This window comes from Roseateles sp. T103 (genome assembly GCF_057219915.1).
Window position 1 is genome coordinate 226,159 of record NZ_JBXVVS010000002.1, and the last position, 18,003, is coordinate 244,161.

The following is an 18,003-nucleotide window of genomic DNA, read 5'->3' on the forward strand; positions in this document are numbered from 1 at the left end:
TAACGAAAAACCATCGGTGCCCCTTCTCGCGCCCTTGTGAGGCGGACTCGGAGCCTGCGCGGTCAAAAACGAGGTATCCGGGTCGGATAGCCAGCTTGAGACCCTGAGCTCTTGTGCGAAGCAGCATTATGCATGCTGAACAGTGGAATATCTCGGCATGCCCGATGATTCAACTCAAGAGTGCATAATTTCGGCCTCACGGCAGCACTCGCCAGACAGAGCCCGCCCTCTTGGCCACCGAAAAAGAACTCAACGACTTCCTCCGCGGCGTCGAGAAACGCGCTTTCAAGCGCAGCGCCTACCTGGTGAGGGACGAGGACGCCGCCCTGGACATCGTGCAAGACGCGATGATGCGTCTGGCCGAGAAGTATTTCGACCGCCCGGCCGAGGAGCTGCCGCTGCTGTTCCAGCGCATCCTCTCCAACGCCACGATGGACTGGTTCCGGCGCCAGAAGGTCCGCCGGGGGGTGATGCAGAACCTGTCCGACTTCGAGGGCGACGATCCGCAGGAGGACTTCGACCTGCTGGAATCGCTGGAAAGCGGCGAAGGAGCGCTGGGGGCCTTGAGCGCGGCCGACGAGGTTTCACGGGCCCAGATCTTGCAAATCATCGACGGTGAGGTTGCCAACCTGCCGGCCCGTCAACGCGAAGCCTTTCTTCTGCGTTACTGGGAGGAACTTGATATCGCCGAGACGGCGGCAGTCATGGGATGCTCGGAAGGCAGTGTAAAAACGCACTGCTCCCGGGCCGTGCATGCACTGGCAAAGGCTCTGAAGGCAAAGGGAATCGCACCATGAACGTGCAAAAGCTCACTCAAACGGCCCCAGACCTGGACACCCGCATGGCCCGCTTCGGCCGGCAGATCGCTGCTGGCCTGACCGAACAGAGCGAAAGCCTGCCCGCCGATGTCAGCGAACGCCTGCGCTTCGCCCGCGAGCAGGCCATGCTGAAAGCGCGCAACGCCCGCGTCGTGCAGACGGCTCCGGTGCGTACCGTTCAGGTGCAGCCAGACGGCAGCCTGACAATCGCTGGCCCCAGCCCCAAGGGCAGCCGCTGGCTGAAGGCAGCGTCCATCGTGCCGCTGCTCGTACTGGTGCTGGGTCTGCTGGCCATCCAGCACAGCCAGTGGTATCAACAGATCAAGGCCACGGCCGATCTGGATGCGGCGCTGCTTACCGATAAACTGCCGCCGGCCGCTTATGGCGACCCTGGCTTCTCCGAATACCTCAGTGACGAGGAAGAAGCCTCGAGCCCCGAGAAGGACGAGTGAGTTGACGCCCCGCAGGACGATCCGCAAGACAGGAACGACATCGGCAACGCTTCGCACAGAGACGTGCCTGGCTCGTGCCAGCCTGCTTGCCGCCGTCCTGCTCGCTGGCGCAGCCGCCTCCCGCGCTCAGCCGCCGGAAGCCCCCCCTGTCGCCCCAGCGCTCGCGTCCCCCGTCACCCTGATGGCACTGGACTGGCAGAACCTGTCAGCTGAGCAGAAGCGTTTGCTCGAGCCGTTGGCCGCCGAATGGAACAGTCTGGAAGCGGCCAGCCGCGTACGCTGGATGGAACTGACGGCGCGCTACGCCAGCCTAACGCCTGAGGAGCAGCAGCGCCTCGAGGAACGCATCGCGCATTGGGCCAAACTCAGTCCGACCGAGCGGCAGGCCGTGCGTCTGAGTTTCCAGCAGGCACGCCAGATCAAGCCAGAAGACCGGGCGGCCAAGTGGGAGGCCTACCAGGCTCTGCCGCAGGAACGGCGCGACGAGTTGGCCGATCGGGCAGCGAAAAAGCAAAAGCCGGCAGCCGCCGCCAACGCCGCCTCCGCGCCGGCCACAAAGGCGCAAGGCATCGGCCCCGCGGCGGCGCCGCCTTCGCGGCCCGCTGCAATGCGCCCGGGTCCAACACTGAGGCAGGCCAAGCCCGGCGCCACCACCGTGCTCTTCAGCACCGGAACCAAGCCAGCACCCAGCACGATCCAGCGCCATTTCTACGCCGGCGCCCGCCTGGATGCCGCCACCCTGCTCGTCAAGCCGAGCGCGACAGAGCCCGCCGCCAGCCAAGGGAAGCCGCCATCCGAGTGACAATCGCGCCTCGATGACTGCTGCCGACTCCCTCCTCCCGCCCTCCCGTCCACAGCCCGCCAGCCTGGCGCGCCGCATGGCCAGCTTCACCTATGAGGGCATGCTGCTGTTCGCCATCGCTTTTGCGACCACCTGGGTCTACTCGGTGCTTACCGGGCAACGCCATGCGCTGACGGGCAGACTTGGCCTGATCGCGGTGCTCGCTGTCGTCTTCATGGCGTATTTCGTCTATTGCTGGACGCGTAGCGGACAGACCGTGGCGATGCAAGCCTGGCATGTGCGCCTGGTCGACCGACATGGCCAGGCGGTCCGAGTCCCGCGTGCAATGGCGCGATTCGCCATGAGCCTGCTCTGGTTTGTGCCCGCCTTGTTGAGCACCTACCTGCAGGAACAGCACAGCCTCGGAGCCATCTTCGGCAGCCTGGGTGCCGGCGTGATCGGCTATGCGCTGATCTCCTTCCTGCATCCGCGACGTCAGTTCCTGCACGATGCAATCTGCGGCACCGAGCTGATCGAACAGAAACCCGTGAAGCGATGAGCGGCGAACAGAACAACCCGCACAAGGGGCGCACTGGTCTGGACCGCATCCTGCACGCGACCGGCTACTCCTGGGCCGGCCTGCGCGCGGCCTACAGTGGCGAGAGCGCCTTCCGCCAGGAGCTCTGGCTGACCGTCGTCGCCACGCCGCTGGCCTTCTGGCTGGGGCGCAACTGGGTCGAGATCGCGCTGCTGCTGGGCAGCCTGTTGCTGGTGATGATCGTCGAGCTGCTGAACTCGGGCATCGAGGCGGCGATCGACCGCATCTCCTTCGAGCGCCACGAACTGTCCAAGCGCGCCAAGGATCTGGGCAGTGCGGCCGTGATGCTGGCGCTGCTGCTGTGCGGCGGCATCTGGGCCGCCGCGCTGTACCACCGCCTTATCCCGTGATTAGGCCCAGCGACGTCCGGAGATCCGGCTCCGCCGGGCTCGCGGACGTGCCCCCTTGAGGGGGCGGCCGCAGGCCGTAGGGGGTGGGCCTTACACCGCCGCCTCGTCAGTCTCGCCGGTGCGGATACGCACCACCTGCTCGACCGGGGTGACGAAGATCTTGCCGTCGCCGATCTTGCCGGTCTTGGCTGCCTTCAGGATGGCATCGATGCAGCGCTCGACGTCGTCGTCCTTGACCACGACCTCGACCTTCACCTTGGGCAGGAAGTCCACCACGTATTCGGCGCCGCGATAGAGCTCGGTATGGCCCTTCTGGCGGCCGAAGCCCTTGACTTCGGTGACGGTCAAACCGGAGGCGCCGACCTCGGCAAGTGCCTCGCGGACCTCGTCGAGCTTGAAGGGCTTGATGATGGCGGTGATCTGTTTCATGGTGGGCTGACTCCAGTAAGACGCAACTGCCGAGATTTAAGCACGGAACCGCCGCGATGCCGGCTCAGTCGGGGATGCGATCGAGGTCGGCGAGCCAGACCGCGGACTCCGAATCGCTAGGCGCCCGCCAGTCGCCCCGCGGCGACAGCGAGCCGCCGCTACCGACCTTGGGCGCGTTGGGCACGCAGCTGCGCTTGAATTGGCTGCCTTTGAAGAAGCGCTGCACGAAGATGCGCAGCACGCGCTTGATCTCGGCCAGCGCATACTCATTGCGCTGCACATGCGGCGCGTCGGGCCAGGCGCCCGCGTCGCGCGAGGCCCAGGCATGCCGCGCCAGGAAGGCGATCTTGGCCGGCGCATAGCCGTGGCGCAGCGTGTAGAAGAGGTTGAAGTCCTGCAGCTCGTAGGGGCCGAGCACGGCCTCGGTACTCTGCATCGCCTGCGCCTCGTCGGCCGGCACGAGCTCGGGGCTGATCTCGGTCTCGACCACCTCGATCAGCACGCCGTGATCGGCGTCGCCAAGCTGCGCCGTTTCGGCGACCCAGCGCACCAGGTACTTGATCAGCGTCTTGGGCACGCTGGCGTTGACGTTGTAGTGCGACATATGGTCGCCCACGCCATAGGTGCACCAGCCCAGCGCCAGCTCGCTCAAGTCGCCGGTGCCGAGCACCAGCGCACCATGGTGGTTGGCCAGGCGGAACAGATGGCTGGTGCGCTCGCCCGCCTGCACGTTCTCGAAAGTGACGTCGTACTGTTTCTGGCCGTCGACATGCGGATGGCCGATATCCTTGAGCATCTGCTCGCAGCTGGGCCGGATGTCGATCTCCAGCGCCGTGCAGCCCACGGCCTGCATCAGCCGCAGTGCCTGGTCGCGGGTGCGCGTACTCGTCGCATAACCTGGCATGGTGACGCCGATGATGTGACTGCGCGGCAGCCCCAGCTGGTCCATCGCCCGTGCGGCGACCAGCAGCGCATGCGTCGAATCCAGCCCGCCGGAAATGCCCACCACCAGCTTCTTGATGCCGCTGGATGCCAGGCGCTGCACCAGGCCCTGCACCTGGATGTTGTAGACCTCCTGGCAGCGCTCGTCGCGGCGGCCATGGTCGGCCGGCACATAGGGGAAGCGCTCGACCTGCCGGCGCAGCGGTAGCGGCTGCTCGCGGTCCACGCCGAGACGGAAGCTCACCGTGCGGAAGCTGCGCAGCAGCTCGGCATGCGCGCGCACCGACTGGCCGAAGCTGGTCTGGCGCATGCGCTCGCGCGCCATGCGCTCCACATCGATGTCGGCAGTGATCAGCTGCGAGCGGCGCTGGAAGCGTTCCGACTCCGCCAGCGCCTCGCCGTTCTCGTAGATCAGCGACTGGCCGTCCCAGGCCATGTCGGTGCTGGACTCGCCCGCACCGGCCGACGCATAGGCATAGGCCGCCAGGCAACGCGCCGACTGCTGCGCGACCAGCTGGCGGCGGTAGTTGGCCTTGCCGATGACGATGTTCGAGGCCGACAGATTGAGCAGCACCGTAGCACCCGCCATCGCCGCATAGCTCGACGGCGGAATCGGTGCCCAGACGTCCTCGCAGATCTCGGCATGGAAACGCAGCAGCGGCTGATCCTCGGCGGCGAACAGCAGCCGGCTGCCGAAGGGTACGCGCTGGCCCAGCAACTCGATCTCCTCGCCCAGCGCCTCGTCCGCGCTGTTGAACTGGCGCAGCTCGTAGAACTCAGCCTGGTTGGGCAGATAGGTCTTGGGCAGCACGCCCAGCAGCCGGCCGCGCTGCAGCACCACGGCGCAATTGAAGAGCCGCTGCTCGAAGCGCAGCGGCATGCCGACCACCGCCACGGTCGATAGATCAGCCGAAGCGCGCAGCACTTCAGCCAGCGCCGCCTCGCAACCGTCGAGCAGCGCGCGCTGGTGGAAGAGATCGTCGCAGCTGTAGGCCGACAAGCCCAGCTCCGGGAAGAGCACCAGCGCCGCGCCATCCGCCGCGGCCTGCGCCAGCAGCGCGGCCGTCTGCTCACCGTTGAAGGCCGGATCGGCCACGCGGCACTGCGGCACGCCAACGGCGATGCGCACGAAGTCGTGGTTGTAGAGATTGTCGAAGTGCATAGCCCCGAATCCTGCCATCAAAGTGCAAGGGCATCCGGGCCAGCCTAAGATTTCGCGCCACGCCCGCCATGACCGACGACGCCCCCACCGAACTCACGCTGCGCGTCCATGGCGCACCCGACGCGCTGCCGCGCGAGGCCTGGAATGCGCTGCTCGCCGCCTCGCCGCAGCCCTCGCCCTTCATGCGCCACGAGTACCTGCAGGCCTTGCACGACTCGGGCAGTGCCACCGCCGCGACCGGCTGGCAGCCGCTGTTCGTCGGGGCCTGGCAGGGCGATGAGCTGGTCGGCGCCTGTCCGGCGTGGCTGAAGAGCCATTCCTGGGGCGAGTACGTCTTCGACTGGGCCTGGGCCGATGCCTACCGGCGCCACGGCCTGCACTACTACCCCAAGCTGCTGCTGGCCGTGCCCTTCACGCCGGTGGCAGGCAGCCGGTTGCTGGCCCGTGATGCGCAGGTGCGCAGAGCGCTGCTGCAAGGCCTGCGCACGCTGGCGCTGGAGCGCGGGCTGTCATCGATCCACCTGCTCTTCGGCGCCGACGAGGACCATGCGGCGGCGCTGGGCCTTGGCTGGTTGGAGCGCCACGGCGTGCAGTTCCACTGGCGCAACCGCGAGAGCGCACCCTATGCGGACTTCGCCGACTTCCTCGCCTGCCTGCAGCGCGAGAAGCGCAAGAAGATCCAGCAGGAGCAGCGTCGCGTGCGCGAGGCCGGCGTCGAATACGAAGTGCTGCAGGGTCGGCAGATCGACACCGCGAGCTGGGACTTCTTCTACCGCTGCTATACCCTCACCTACGCGGCACATCGCAGCACGCCCTACCTGAGCCGCGAGTTCTTCGCCGCCGTCTCGGACCGCATGCCCGAGCACTGGCTGATGTTCGTCGCGCGCCGCGGCGGCGAGCGCATCGCCGCCTCGCTCGTCGCGCTGGACCCCACGCGGCGCCGCGCCTTCGGCCGCTACTGGGGCGCGACCGAGCCGCTGCCCTGCCTGCACTTCGACGCCTGCTACTACCAGCCGCTGGCCTGGTGCATCGCACAGCGCTACGAGGTCTTCGAGGGCGGTGCACAGGGCGAGCACAAGATGGCCCGCGGCCTGCTGCCCACATCGACGCGCTCGTCGCACTGGCTGGCCCACCCGCAGTTCCGCGAGGCGGTGGCCGATTTCCTCGGTCAGGAGGGCCAGGCCATGGCCGAGTACGTCAACGAGCTGGAGCAGCACCAGCCCTTCAAGGGTTCACCACCCTAGAAACACAAGAAGCGCCCGCAGGCGCTTCTTGCTGTGGACGGGGCGATCCTCCGCCCCGGGCCGCTCAGGCCGCCTTGGACTTGGCGTAGGCCTCGATGCCGGACTGCACCTCGGCCTTGGCCGACTCGGGGCCTTCCCAGCCCTTGACCTTGACCCACTTGCCCGGCTCCAGGTCCTTGTAGTGCTCGAAGAAGTGCTGGATCGCGTTCAGGCGCATGTCGCTGATGTCCTCGGGCTTCTGCCAGTGCTTGTACAAGGGCAGGATCTTGTCGATCGGCACCGCCAGCAGCTTGGCGTCGCCGCCGGCCTCGTCGTCCATCTTCAGCACGCCGATGGGGCGGCAGGTCACCACCACGCCCGGGGTCAGCGGGAAGGGCGTGATCACCAGCACGTCCACCGGATCCCCGTCGTCGGACAGCGTCATCGGGATGTAGCCGTAGTTGCACGGATAGTGCATCGCCGTGGTCATGAAGCGGTCCACGAACAGCGCGCCGCTCTCCTTGTCGACCTCGTACTTGATCGGGTCGGCATTCATCGGGATCTCGATGATGACGTTGAACTGCTCGGGCGCCTTGGCGCCGGGGGTGACGTTGTGCAGGCTCATGCTGGGTTCTCGAAAGCGTACAGGGGAAACCCCGATTTTACGGCCTGGGCTTGCCTTGCCCTGACGCAAATGGGCCGCGGCTCGCCGCCGCTACAAGGGACGGCGCTTCCAGGCTCGTTTACCCGCATCCACTGGTAAACACCCAATTCGGCCCCTGGCCCTTCACTTAGCATGATTTCGAGCGACCTGTTGTCACACCGCGCAGGCTGGCGATGAGAGAGACAGGCGCGTCTTTTCCAACGGCAGAAACGACAGAGGAGACTTGTTCATGTCGACGAGTTTGGCGCTCTACCTTGCGCTGGCCTGCGGGCTCGCCGCGGTCCTGTACGGTTTCGTTCAACGCTCCTGGATCCTGGGTCAGGATGCAGGCAATGCGCGCATGCAGGAGATCGCATCGGCGATCCAGCAGGGCGCGGCCGCATATCTGGCACGGCAATACAAGACCATCGCCATCGTCGGCGTGGTGCTGGCCGTGCTCATTGCCGTCTTCCTGGACACGACGACAGCTGCCGGCTTCATCATCGGCGCGGTGCTCTCCGGCGCCTGCGGCTTCATCGGCATGAACGTCTCGGTGCGCGCCAACGTGCGCACCGCGCAGGCCGCGACAAAGGGCATCGGCCCGGCGCTCGACGTCGCCTTCAAGGGTGGCGCGATCACCGGCATGCTGGTGGTCGGCCTGGGTCTGCTGGGCGTGGGCCTGTTCTTCTGGTTCCTCACCAAGGGCCAGAACATCGACTCCGCCACGCTCAAGCCCCTGCTCGGCCTGGCCTTCGGCTCTTCGCTGATCTCGATCTTCGCGCGCCTGGGCGGCGGCATCTTCACCAAGGGCGCCGACGTCGGCGCCGACCTGGTGGGCAAGGTCGAGGCCGGCATCCCCGAGGATGACCCGCGCAACCCGGCGGTGATCGCCGACAACGTGGGCGACAACGTCGGCGACTGCGCCGGCATGGCCGCCGACCTGTTCGAGACCTATGCGGTGACGCTGATCGCGGCGATGGCGCTGGGCGCGCTGATGGTCACCGGCGCGCCGGCGGCCGCAGTGATCTACCCGATGGTGCTGGCCGGCGTCTCGATCATCGCGTCCATCATCGGCTGCAGCTTCGTCAAGGCCTCGCCGGGCATGAAGAACGTGATGCCGGCGCTGTACAAGGGCCTGATCGTCTCAGGCGTGATCTCGCTGGTCGCCTTCTACTTCGTCACCACCGCGATGTTCCCGCAGCCGGTCGCACTGAGCGGCGGCGCGAGCGCCAGCGCGATGGGGCTGTTCGGCGCCTGCGTGGTGGGCCTGGTGCTGACCGCAGCGATGGTCTGGATCACCGAGTTCTACACCGGCACGCAGTACAGCCCGGTGCAGCACATCGCGCAGGCCTCGACCACCGGCCATGGCACCAACATCATTGCCGGCCTGGGCGTCAGCATGAAGAGCACCGCCTACCCGGTGATCTTTATCTGCGTGGCCATCTATGCGGCCTATGCGCTGGCCGGCCTGTACGGCATCGCCGTCGCCGCCACCTCGATGCTGAGCATGGCCGGCATCGTCGTCGCGCTGGACGCCTACGGCCCGATCACCGACAACGCCGGCGGCATCGCCGAGATGGCCGAGCTGCCCAGCAGCGTGCGCGACATCACCGACCCGCTGGACGCCGTGGGCAACACCACCAAGGCGGTGACCAAGGGCTACGCGATCGGCTCGGCCGGCTTGGCCGCGCTGGTGCTGTTCGCCGACTACACGCACGCGCTGGAAGCGCGCGGCATGTCGCTGAGCTTCGACCTGAGCGACCACAAGGTCATCGTCGGTCTGTTCATCGGCGGCCTGATCCCCTACCTCTTCGGCGCGATGGCGATGGAAGCCGTGGGCCGCGCCGCCGGTGCGGTGGTGGTCGAGGTGCGTCGCCAGTTCCAGGGCGGCGAGATCATGGCGGGCACCAAGAAACCCGACTACAGCGCGGCGGTCGACATGCTGACCACGGCGGCGATCAAGGAAATGATCGTGCCCTCGCTGCTGCCGGTGGTCGTGCCCATCCTGGTGGGCCTGCTGCTCGGTCCGGCTGCGCTGGGCGGCCTGCTGATGGGCACCATCGTCACCGGCCTGTTCGTCGGCATCTCGATGTGCACCGGGGGCGGCGCCTGGGACAACGCCAAGAAGCTGATCGAGGAAGGCTTCACCGATGCCAACGGCGTGCTGCACAAGAAGGGCAGCGAAGCGCACAAGGCGGCGGTGACGGGCGACACGGTGGGCGACCCCTACAAGGACACCGCCGGCCCGGCGGTGAACCCGCTGATCAAGATCATCAACATCGTCGCCTTGCTGATCGTGCCCTTGCTGCCCATGACGGCGGCCAGCCACAAGGCCGCCGAGCCCGCCGCAGTCAGCGCGCCCGCCGCCGCGCCGGCCTCGGCCCCCGCAGCGGAAGGCACGGCGGCGTCCAAGCCCTAAGGGTCTTCCCTGCTTCTTGCTCGACAGCCCGCAGACGCGGGCTGTTTTTGTTTTGGGCCGCCGCGGTTCCGGAACAAAATCACGCCTGGCCATGGATCGCGATGGCCAGCGAGACCCCGCAAGGGCCGAGCAGCATCGACCGAGGACCGACACCCCCCGATGGAGCATCTGGCGATCACCCGTCATGAGCTGGAGCGCCGCAAGGCGCAGCTGGCCCAACTGCAGCGCGAGCTGTCACTCGAAGAGCGCGCCTACCGCGAGCTCCGGCAGCAGATGCAGACCTTCGTCGACCGCTATGTGCAGACGCTGGGCCCGCTCTACCTGGAGCACGATGCGCTGGAGTCGCAGGTGCATGCGGCGCTGATGCAGTTGGCCGAAGCCTTGCGCCGACGCGGCATCGCCTGCTGGGAGCCCCGTCCACCGAGGGCCACGCCGATGCCTGTGCTTCAGCACCTGCCGTCCGCTGCGCCGCTGCCGGAACAGCCCGAGGGAGGGCTCGATCCCCAGACGCCACCGACACTGAAGCAGCTGTACCGACGTGCCGCGATGCGACTGCATCCGGATCTGGCCAGCGACGATCTGCAGCGCTGCGAGCGCGAATGCCAGATGGCCGAGCTCAACCGGGCCTATCAGGCCGGCGACCGGCCGAAGATCGAGGCCATGCTGCTGGCCGCCGGCGAGAGCCCACTGAAGGTCACCGGCAGCAACCACCTGGCCCAGATGGACTGGCTGCGCCGCGCCGAAGCCATGGTCCGCGGGCGCCTGCGCGTGGTCCAGGCCCATCTCAGCAGCCTGCGCAACCATCCGATCCATGCGCTGTGGCTCTCGGTCTCGTCTGCAGAGCAGCGCGGGCTGGATCCTCTGACGGTGATGGCCAAGCGTCTGCAGACCCAGATCGTCGAGCGCAGGCAGGAGCTCTACATCGGCCAGCGTCTGCAGCCCGAATCCGACCTCGCGCACGCATTCGTTCGGCGCGGCCTTGAGCGCTACAGCCGCGTCTGAGCCCCCCGCTGCCCGGTCGGCGGCGATGACGAAACAAGCCAGCAAGGAAAAGGGCCGCCCCTAACGGAGCGGCCCTGCGAGGCGGGCGGCCACAGGCCGCCAGCGGATCGATGTCGATCAGAACACGTGCTTGACGCCCAGCGCGTAGGCGCTGTTGTTGGTGCGACCGGTCTGCTTGGCCTGACCGAAGTCGGCGTACAGATTGGTGCGCTTGCTCAGCGGGTAGTTGTAACCCAGGCCGAACTTCGAGCGGTCGTTGCTGTTCACGTCGGAGTCCAGGTCGTAGTACATGAACTTGACGGTGCCGCCGGCCAGCGGGGCGGTGGCGCCCAGCATCCAGGTGCTGGCCTCGACGCTGCCGTTGGTGCCGGTCTTGCCCTGTGCGTAATAGAAGATCGGCTTGATCATGCCGAAGTTGTAGTGCGCGGCGAAGCTGGTCACGCCCTGCTTGTTGGCGCTGCCGTTCTTGACCTGCTCAAGCGACAGGCCCAGGTACAGCGGACCCTGCACGTACTCGGCATTGATGCCCTGTACGCGGCCCAGGCCGGTGCTCTCGGACAGGCCGACAGCGGCGTTGATGGTCAGGCCGCCCATCAGCTTGGGGCTCTTGTAGCCCACGGTGTTGGAGCTGCGCGTGCCGTTGCCCGAGGCATCCGGCGTCTGGTAGTTGCCCCACAGCGCGACCGGACCGGCCTGGCCGACGCCGTCGTTGCCGAAGGGGTCGGACTTGACCTGCACATGCCAGCCCGGGGTGTACTCGCGACCCAGGTAGACGGCGCCCATGTCCTTGCTGGTCAGCTGGACGAAGGAGCGGCCGTTCCAGAAGGTGTTCGTGCTGTTCTGAGTGCCCGAGTCCGGGTTCAGGCGATGCTCGATCTGGAACTGGGCCGACAGGCCGCCGCCCAGGTCTTCGGTGCCGCGGAAGCCCACGCGCGAAGTCGAAGCCTGACCCAGGGTCCAGGCCTTGGAGGTGCCCAGTGCACCCTGGCTGGTGGCAGTGCCGCCATTGCCCTTGATCACGCCCTGGTCGAGCAGGCCGTAAATGGTGACATTGCTCTGCGCCAGAGCGGCGGTGGATGCGGCGGCGAGAGCAGCCGCGGCGATGATGTTGCGGTTCAGCATGGGACTCCTGAGATGGAAATGACCGGCCTGGGCCAGCCGTGATGAAGAGAACGGTGCCATTGGAGTTTCCGGCCGTGAAACTTCCGTGACGCTGTAGGGCTCACGCTACAGCGTCAAGAATTATAAGAGGAACCTCTATTGACAGTCGTTGCGGACGCCTTGGCCGCTACACTGCGTCGCGGGTGCTGTCCGCATTGAGGATGAGGCAGCAGGTTGACGCGCTGGTCGGGCCGCCACGCGACATGCGCGCGAGCCCCCCCATGAAACCCACGACTAGCCCGTTCGCCGCCGCCGGCCTCTGCGGCGAATCAGCCGGCTGCAGCCGCGCTACAGACCAGCACATCGCTTTCGCTCTCGGCCAGCACCATGCGCGTCGTTCCGCCCAACAGGAACTCGTCGAGCCGGTGACGGCCGTGACGCCCGATCACGATCAGTTCGCAGCCTCTTCGGCGGGCCTCCTCGACGATCAACAGCCAGGGCGAGGCCCCATCGGGCGTGCTGGTCGCCGATGCGCCCTCGCCCATGCCGGCCTGCGCGGCCAGCTCGGCCAGACGCGACCTGGCATGCTGCCGCACCTGCGCACGGTAGTGCGCAATCTTCTGCTCGGACACATCGGCCAGACGCAGCTGTCCCTCCGAGACCAGTTGCAGCCCATGCATCAGTACGAGCTCGGCAGACGGTGCCAGCTGCTGCGACAGCTTCAGCGCTGGCAGGCTGTAAGGCGAGAAGTCCACTGGCACGAGCACCCGACGATAAGCCCCTTCGATCGGCCGGTGCACCATCAGCACCGGAAGTGCGGCGCGACGCGCGATGCGCTCGGCGGTCGTGCCCAGCAGGGCACGGTGCAGGCCGCTGAGACCGCGCCGGCCAATCACGATCAGCCCCGCGTCGGCCTCCTGGGCGGCGGCGACGATTTGCGTTGCCGGATCGCCCTGCCGCAGTCGGGCGTGCACTGGTACGCCGTGCGCCGCGGCCAGCGCGGCTGCATCAGCGGCAAGCCGGCGCTCGGCCTGCTCCGCCAGCGAGGCCGCCACGAGCTGCGGCTCCTCGCCACCCAGCCACTGTCGCAGATCGTCCAGCGCGCTGGTGGCAAAAGCATGGACCAGAAGCAGCTGCGCATCCAGTGCCGCGGCCAATCCAGCGGCACGCTCCGCGGCCAGCGCAGCCTCGTCCGAGAAATCGGTGGCGACAAGCAGTGTGTGCAATGCAGGCATCGTCATCTCCCTTGTTCTCGAATGCCGGGCAACGCAAGGCCCATGCACTCCGTGGTGACTTTCGGCCCGGAACTTACCAGACACCCGATCAATCTCCATCGGTCGCAACCGACGAGGCCGGTCGACCATGCATGTGGCGCCGTTTGGGCCGAGCGCAAACCCAGCCAGACGGCCGAAGCATGAACCGACTGCAGCACGCCAGGGCTACCGTGCCGCACTGGCACGCCCTCGACATCGATACGGCACTGCGCCAGACCGGCACCCGGCCCGATCAGGGGCTTGACGCGCCCGGCATTGCCGCAGCGCGCGCGGAGTACGGTTGGAACACGCTGCCCGAAGTGCCGCCGCGTCCGCTGTGGCGTACCGTCGCGCGCCAGTTCAAGAGCCCGCTGATCTACATCCTCTTCGTCGCTGCCGCGCTGGCGGTGGCGCTGGGTCATCGCGGCGACGCGCTGGTGATCCTCGCGGTGGTCCTCGTCAACGCGCTGATCGGCAGCCTGCAGGAGGGCCGGGCCGAGCGCTCGATGGCGGCCCTGCGACGCCTGTCGGCGCTGCGCGTGCGCGTGCTGCGCGAGGGCAGCGAGCAGTTGGTCGAGGCACGTGAATTGGTGCCCGGCGACATCCTGCTGCTGGCCTCCGGCGACGCGGTGGCCGCCGATGCGCGACTGATCGAGATGGCGCAGCTGCAGGTGGCCGAAGCAGCACTGACCGGCGAATCGGTGCCGGTGGCCAAGTCGCTGCAGCCGGCAGCCGAATCCGCCACGCTGGCCGACCGGCATTGCATGGTCTACTCCGGCACCCATGTCACGGCAGGCCGCGCGCGCGCCGTGGTCATCGCCACCGGGGCGCATACCGAGGTGGGCCGCATCGCCGGGCTGACCGAGCGCGCCGAAGAACCGAAGACGCCGCTGGAGCTGCGCATCGAGCGCTTCGGCCGCGCGCTCGTCGCCGCCGCGCTGGGCCTGTTCGTGCTGGTGCTTCTGCTGGGCATGTGGCGCGAACTGCCCCTCGCCGCAGTGCTGATGGTGGCGATCAGCCAGATGGTCTCGATGGTGCCCGAGGGCCTGCCGGTGGCGATGACCATCGCACTCGCGGTGGGCATGCAACGCATGGCAGGCCGCGGCGCCATCATCCGCCGGCTCTCGGCCGTAGAGACATTGGGCTCCACGACGGTGATCTGCACCGACAAGACTGGCACGCTCACACGCAACGAGATGACGGCCGTGGCGCTATGGCTGCCCGACGGCAGCCAGATCGCGGTCAGCGGCATCGGCTACGCGCCGAGCGGCGAATTCACTGACGCAGCCGCTGCGCGAATCGCCGCTGGCGGGCATGCCCAGCTGCTGCCGCTGCTGCAGGCCGCACTGCTGTGCAACGACGCCGAGCTGCTAGCGCCCGAAGAACAGCGCGGCAGCTGGACCGTGCTGGGCGACCCGACCGAAGGCGCGCTGCTGGTGCTGGCCGCCAAGGCCGGGCTGGACATCGCTGCACAACGCCGGCTCGCACCGCGCGAGGCGGAACTGCCTTTCGATTCCGACAGCAAGCTGATGGCCACCCGCCATCGACTGCAGGGAGCGCCGCGCCGCGTGATGATCAAGGGCGCGCCCGAGGCGGTGCTGCGTCTATGCGTGGGCAGCCCGCCCGAGCTGCTGCAGCAGGCACGCGAGCAGGCCGAGCGCCTGGCCGGCCGCGCGCTGCGCGTGCTCGCCTTCGCCACCGTGGACGATGCTGCGCTGGACGGGGACGCCGGTTTCGATGCGCTGGTCGGCCACGCCCGGCTGCTGGGGCTGGTCGGCCAGATAGACCCGCCGCGCGAAGAGGTGCGGCCGGCGGTGGCCGACTGCCGCGCCGCCGGCATACGCCCGGTGATGGTGACCGGCGACCACAAGGCCACCGGCCTCGCGATCGCGCGAGAACTGGGCATCGCCCGCGACGACGACGAGGCGGTGGACGGCGTGGAGCTCGAACACATGGGCGAGGCCGAGCTGCACGAGCGCCTGCCGCGCATCGCGGTGTTCGCGCGCGTGCAGCCGGCGCAGAAGCTGCGCATCGTCGAGGCCCTGCAGTCGCGTGGCGAGGTGGTCGCGATGACCGGCGACGGCGTCAACGACGCGCCAGCACTGGCGCGCGCCGACGTCGGCGTGGCGATGGGCATCACCGGCACCGAGGTGGCCAAGAGCGCAGCCAAGATCGTCGTCACCGACGACAACTTCGCCACCATCGTCGGTGCGGTGCTTGAAGGCCGAGTGGTGTATGGCAATCTGAAGAAGGTGATCCTCTACCTCTTCGCCACCTCGATGGCCGCGCTGCTCGTGCTGCTGCTGGCCCTGGTGGCGGGCTTGCCGCTGCCGCTTGCGGCGGTGCAGATCCTGTGGATCAACATCGTCACCGAGGGCACGGTGACGGTGAACCTGGTGATGGACCCGCCGGGCGGCGACGAGATGCGCCAGCGCCCGGTGGCGCGCGACGACCGGCTGCTCGGCACCAGCCTGCTCAAGCGGGTGGCTCTGATGACGCCGATGATCGCGGGTATCAGCTTCGGCTGGTTCGCCTGGCGCATCTCGCAGGGCGCGGATGCAGCCCTGGTGCAGACCGAGACCTTCACCGTGCTGGCGATGTGCGCCTGGTTCAATGTGCTGAATTGCCAGTCTGCCAGCGAGTCGGCATTGCGCCTGGGCCTGCTGCGCAACCGCTGGCTGCTCGGCGGCCTGGCGCTCTCAGTGCTGCTGCAGGCGATGGTGATCTATGCGCCAGCCATGAATGCGCTGTTCCACACCGTGCCGCTGGAGCCTGCAGAGCTGCTGCCGCTGGCCGCAGCAGCCAGCCTGGTGCTGTGGGCGGAAGAGCTGCGCAAGCTGTGGGTCCGTCGGCGCCTGGCGCGCCGCGCCGGGCCGTAAACCCGTCAACCGATGAATCTCGCCTGGCTGATCCTTCAATTCCTGCTCTGCGGCCTGCTGATCGCGCGTGCCGGCTTCGCGCTGAGCCGCAGCGCCGACCGCATCGCGCACGCCACCGGCATGACCGGCGGCTGGGTGGGTCTGGCCCTGCTGGCCACCGTGACCTCGCTGCCCGAACTGGCGTCTGGCATCAGCGCGGTGGCCGTGGTCAGGGCGCCCAATTTGGCGGTGGGCAATGTGCTGGGCGCCTGCGTCTTCAACCTGCTGTTCCTGGCGGTGGTCGATGCGCTGCAGCGACATCAGCCCATGTACCGGCGGGCCAGCGATGTGCATCTGCTGTCGGCGGGCTTCGGCATCGTGATGCTGGGCTTCGTGGTGCTCAGCCTGGCGCTGGGCAGCCGCGCACCGGCCCTGCTCAACCTGGGGCTTTACAGCCCGCTGCTGCTCGGCATGTACCTGCTGGCCTTGCGCAGCGTGTTCCATCATGAACGGGCGCGCGCCGAGCCCGGCAGCGATTTGGCAGGCAACGATGCGCAGCCTGTGGCGCTGCGCCGCGAAGGCCTGCGCTTTGCAGGCGCGGCCGCCGTGGTGCTGGCGGCGGGCGTCTGGCTGCCGCATCTGGCCGATGGCCTGGCTCATGAGATGGGCTGGAATCGCAGCTTCGTCGGCACGCTGTTCATGGCCTTCGTCACCACGCTGCCCGAGATGGCGGTCACGCTGGGCGCACTGCGGCTGGGCGCGCTGGACATGGCGATCGGCAATCTGCTGGGCAGCAATCTGTTCAATCTGTGCATCCTGGCGGTGGACGACCTGTTCTACCGCGGCGCGCCGCTGCTGTCGGCCGCATCGCCGGTGCATATCGGCAGCGCTGCCGCTGCCATCGTGATGAGCGGCCTGGTGATGATCGGCCTGATCATGCGCCCCCATGGCCGCGTGCTGCGCCTGATCAGCTGGATCAGCGCCGGCCTGCTGGCCACCTACGTGATCAACGCCGCGATGGTCTTCATCCACGGCGGCTAGCCTGAAGCCGCTGAATCCCTGGGACAGCTTTGCAGCGTTAGTAGCCGTTGAGAACAAACTGCCAGACGTCTGGAAAGGGGCACATCGCCGACGTTCGCCTGACTACAGATGACTTGCTTCAGATGGTTATCGCACAAGTCGCGAAAGCCCAGTCCATAGCGTGGGCGAACGATCCTGCGTCACTCTAAGCGCTCGTAACTATGGAATGTGAGCGCTCGACCTGCAAGGCTGCTATGGCAGCAATGCGAGAAGCCCATTAGCCGCAGTCATCTGCGAGAGACAAAAAATCACGCAAAGATTGGGGGCTCGCTGCCCCCACCAAGGCGCAGACTAGTCACTGTCTGGCGGAACCGTTCTGTCGAATGTCCGCAACCAGCCGGGTCTGTTTCACGCGCTCACGTGTGGCCGTCTCCGGTTCAATACCCCAGAGCAGCTCGCGCGCGAAACTCCAGGGCTCTCGCCGTATCCAGAGGACACGGACCTCACCAGCAGTACCGGAGACCTGCGTGGTGCGCAGCTGATCGGCATGCTCGAAGGACAGCCGGTGCTCACCAGGTGCAAGGCGCAGCCGCAGCAGCGAGTTCGGCGTCGTCTCGATCCCCGCCGGGCCTGCGTCCACCGACAGGCGCAGGAGCTCGCGCGAATCGCCCCAACTTTGGCGTACTACATAGATAGTTAGCGAGGAGGAGTCCCCGGTCAGACGTTTGGCATCCTCGTCCGCCTGCAGGCTCGGCACCGGCTGCGTGGTGCAGACGCGCACCCGTCCGCGGTTGTCGAGCACACAGTGGCGCGCCGGCTGGCTTTGGTCGATTGCCGTGCGCTCCCGCGTTGTGCTGGCGCAGCCAGACAGCAGCGCGATAGCCAGCCCACAGGCCGCGAAGGCCACAGTGCGGGGGGCGCTTCCCCATGAGAGAGATTGATGCATGGTGTG

General features: G+C 67.4%; 16 protein-coding genes. 10 read left to right on the forward strand and 6 right to left on the reverse strand.

Going from position 1 to position 18,003, the window contains the following annotated elements:
- Nucleotides 1-230 precede the first annotated feature (230 nt).
- From AC2EBS_RS07475 to AC2EBS_RS07495, 5 genes are all read left to right on the forward strand, one after another.
- Nucleotides 231-797, forward strand: coding sequence for an RNA polymerase sigma factor (locus AC2EBS_RS07475; protein WP_484727761.1), 567 nt, complete (start codon nt 231-233; stop codon nt 795-797).
- Nucleotides 794-1,270: a DUF3619 family protein gene (locus AC2EBS_RS07480; RefSeq protein WP_484727762.1), complete on the forward strand. Its 477-nt coding sequence runs from the start codon at nt 794-796 to the stop codon at nt 1,268-1,270. The genes AC2EBS_RS07475 and AC2EBS_RS07480 overlap by 4 nt, the downstream gene beginning before the upstream one ends.
- A gap of 181 nt (nt 1,271-1,451) precedes the next feature.
- Nucleotides 1,452-2,072, forward strand: a complete 621-nt coding sequence (locus AC2EBS_RS07485) for a DUF3106 domain-containing protein (protein ID WP_484727763.1) — start codon at nt 1,452-1,454, stop codon at nt 2,070-2,072.
- A 100-nt stretch (nt 2,073-2,172) separates the two neighbouring features.
- Nucleotides 2,173-2,610 carry an RDD family protein gene (locus tag AC2EBS_RS07490; protein WP_484727764.1) on the forward strand — a complete coding sequence of 146 codons (438 nt, stop codon included), beginning with the start codon at nt 2,173-2,175 and terminating at the stop codon, nt 2,608-2,610.
- Nucleotides 2,607-2,999, forward strand: coding sequence for a diacylglycerol kinase (locus tag AC2EBS_RS07495; protein ID WP_484727765.1), 393 nt, complete (start codon nt 2,607-2,609; stop codon nt 2,997-2,999). Before AC2EBS_RS07490 ends, AC2EBS_RS07495 begins: the two co-directional genes overlap by 4 nt.
- 90 nt (nt 3,000-3,089) lie before the next feature.
- Here the strand turns inward: AC2EBS_RS07495 and AC2EBS_RS07500 are convergent, their stop codons facing one another.
- Both AC2EBS_RS07500 and AC2EBS_RS07505 read right to left on the reverse strand, forming a co-directional pair.
- Entirely contained in the window at nt 3,090-3,428 is a 339-nt protein-coding gene (locus AC2EBS_RS07500; RefSeq protein ID WP_241298315.1) for a P-II family nitrogen regulator, read from the reverse strand.
- Between the two features lie 64 nt (nt 3,429-3,492).
- A complete protein-coding gene (locus AC2EBS_RS07505; RefSeq protein ID WP_484727766.1) occupies nt 3,493-5,532 on the reverse strand; it encodes an NAD(+) synthase in 2,040 nt (679 codons plus the stop codon).
- 68 nt (nt 5,533-5,600) lie between these two features.
- Here AC2EBS_RS07505 and AC2EBS_RS07510 point away from each other — a divergent pair, with 68 nt between their 5' ends.
- On the forward strand, nt 5,601-6,776 hold the full coding sequence (locus AC2EBS_RS07510) for a GNAT family N-acetyltransferase (RefSeq protein ID WP_484727767.1): 1,176 nt from the start codon (nt 5,601-5,603) through the stop codon (nt 6,774-6,776).
- Between the two features lie 64 nt (nt 6,777-6,840).
- On the opposite strand, the gene ppa is transcribed toward AC2EBS_RS07510, so the two are convergent.
- Nucleotides 6,841-7,380 (reverse strand): inorganic diphosphatase, encoded by a 540-nt coding sequence (gene ppa, locus AC2EBS_RS07515; protein ID WP_484727768.1) that lies wholly within the window; start codon nt 7,378-7,380, stop codon nt 6,841-6,843.
- Nucleotides 7,381-7,648: 268 nt separating this feature from the next.
- Here ppa and AC2EBS_RS07520 point away from each other — a divergent pair, with 268 nt between their 5' ends.
- Together AC2EBS_RS07520 and AC2EBS_RS07525 are read left to right on the forward strand one after the other, a co-directional pair.
- Nucleotides 7,649-9,817 carry a sodium-translocating pyrophosphatase gene (locus tag AC2EBS_RS07520; RefSeq protein WP_484727769.1) on the forward strand — a complete coding sequence of 723 codons (2,169 nt, stop codon included), beginning with the start codon at nt 7,649-7,651 and terminating at the stop codon, nt 9,815-9,817.
- A 159-nt stretch (nt 9,818-9,976) separates the two neighbouring features.
- A complete protein-coding gene (locus tag AC2EBS_RS07525; protein ID WP_484727770.1) occupies nt 9,977-10,819 on the forward strand; it encodes a J domain-containing protein in 843 nt (280 codons plus the stop codon).
- Nucleotides 10,820-10,936: 117 nt separating this feature from the next.
- Here the strand turns inward: AC2EBS_RS07525 and AC2EBS_RS07530 are convergent, their stop codons facing one another.
- The gene (locus tag AC2EBS_RS07530; RefSeq protein WP_484727771.1) at nt 10,937-11,941 is read right to left on the reverse strand and encodes a porin; all 1,005 of its coding nucleotides are present in this window, start codon (nt 11,939-11,941) and stop codon (nt 10,937-10,939) included.
- Nucleotides 11,942-12,249: 308 nt separating this feature from the next.
- Complete coding sequence (locus AC2EBS_RS07535; RefSeq protein WP_484727772.1) at nt 12,250-13,155, reverse strand: universal stress protein; 906 nt, start codon at nt 13,153-13,155, stop codon at nt 12,250-12,252.
- Nucleotides 13,156-13,334: 179 nt separating this feature from the next.
- Here AC2EBS_RS07535 and AC2EBS_RS07540 point away from each other — a divergent pair, with 179 nt between their 5' ends.
- On the forward strand, nt 13,335-16,052 hold the full coding sequence (locus AC2EBS_RS07540; RefSeq protein ID WP_484727773.1) for a cation-translocating P-type ATPase: 2,718 nt from the start codon (nt 13,335-13,337) through the stop codon (nt 16,050-16,052).
- Nucleotides 16,053-16,064: 12 nt separating this feature from the next.
- The gene (locus AC2EBS_RS07545) at nt 16,065-17,072 is read left to right on the forward strand and encodes a sodium:calcium antiporter (protein WP_484727774.1); all 1,008 of its coding nucleotides are present in this window, start codon (nt 16,065-16,067) and stop codon (nt 17,070-17,072) included.
- A gap of 334 nt (nt 17,073-17,406) precedes the next feature.
- Here AC2EBS_RS07545 and AC2EBS_RS07550 read toward each other — a convergent pair whose 3' ends face one another.
- Nucleotides 17,407-17,997 (reverse strand): hypothetical protein, encoded by a 591-nt coding sequence (locus AC2EBS_RS07550; RefSeq protein WP_484727775.1) that lies wholly within the window; start codon nt 17,995-17,997, stop codon nt 17,407-17,409.
- Nucleotides 17,998-18,003 lie beyond the last annotated feature (6 nt).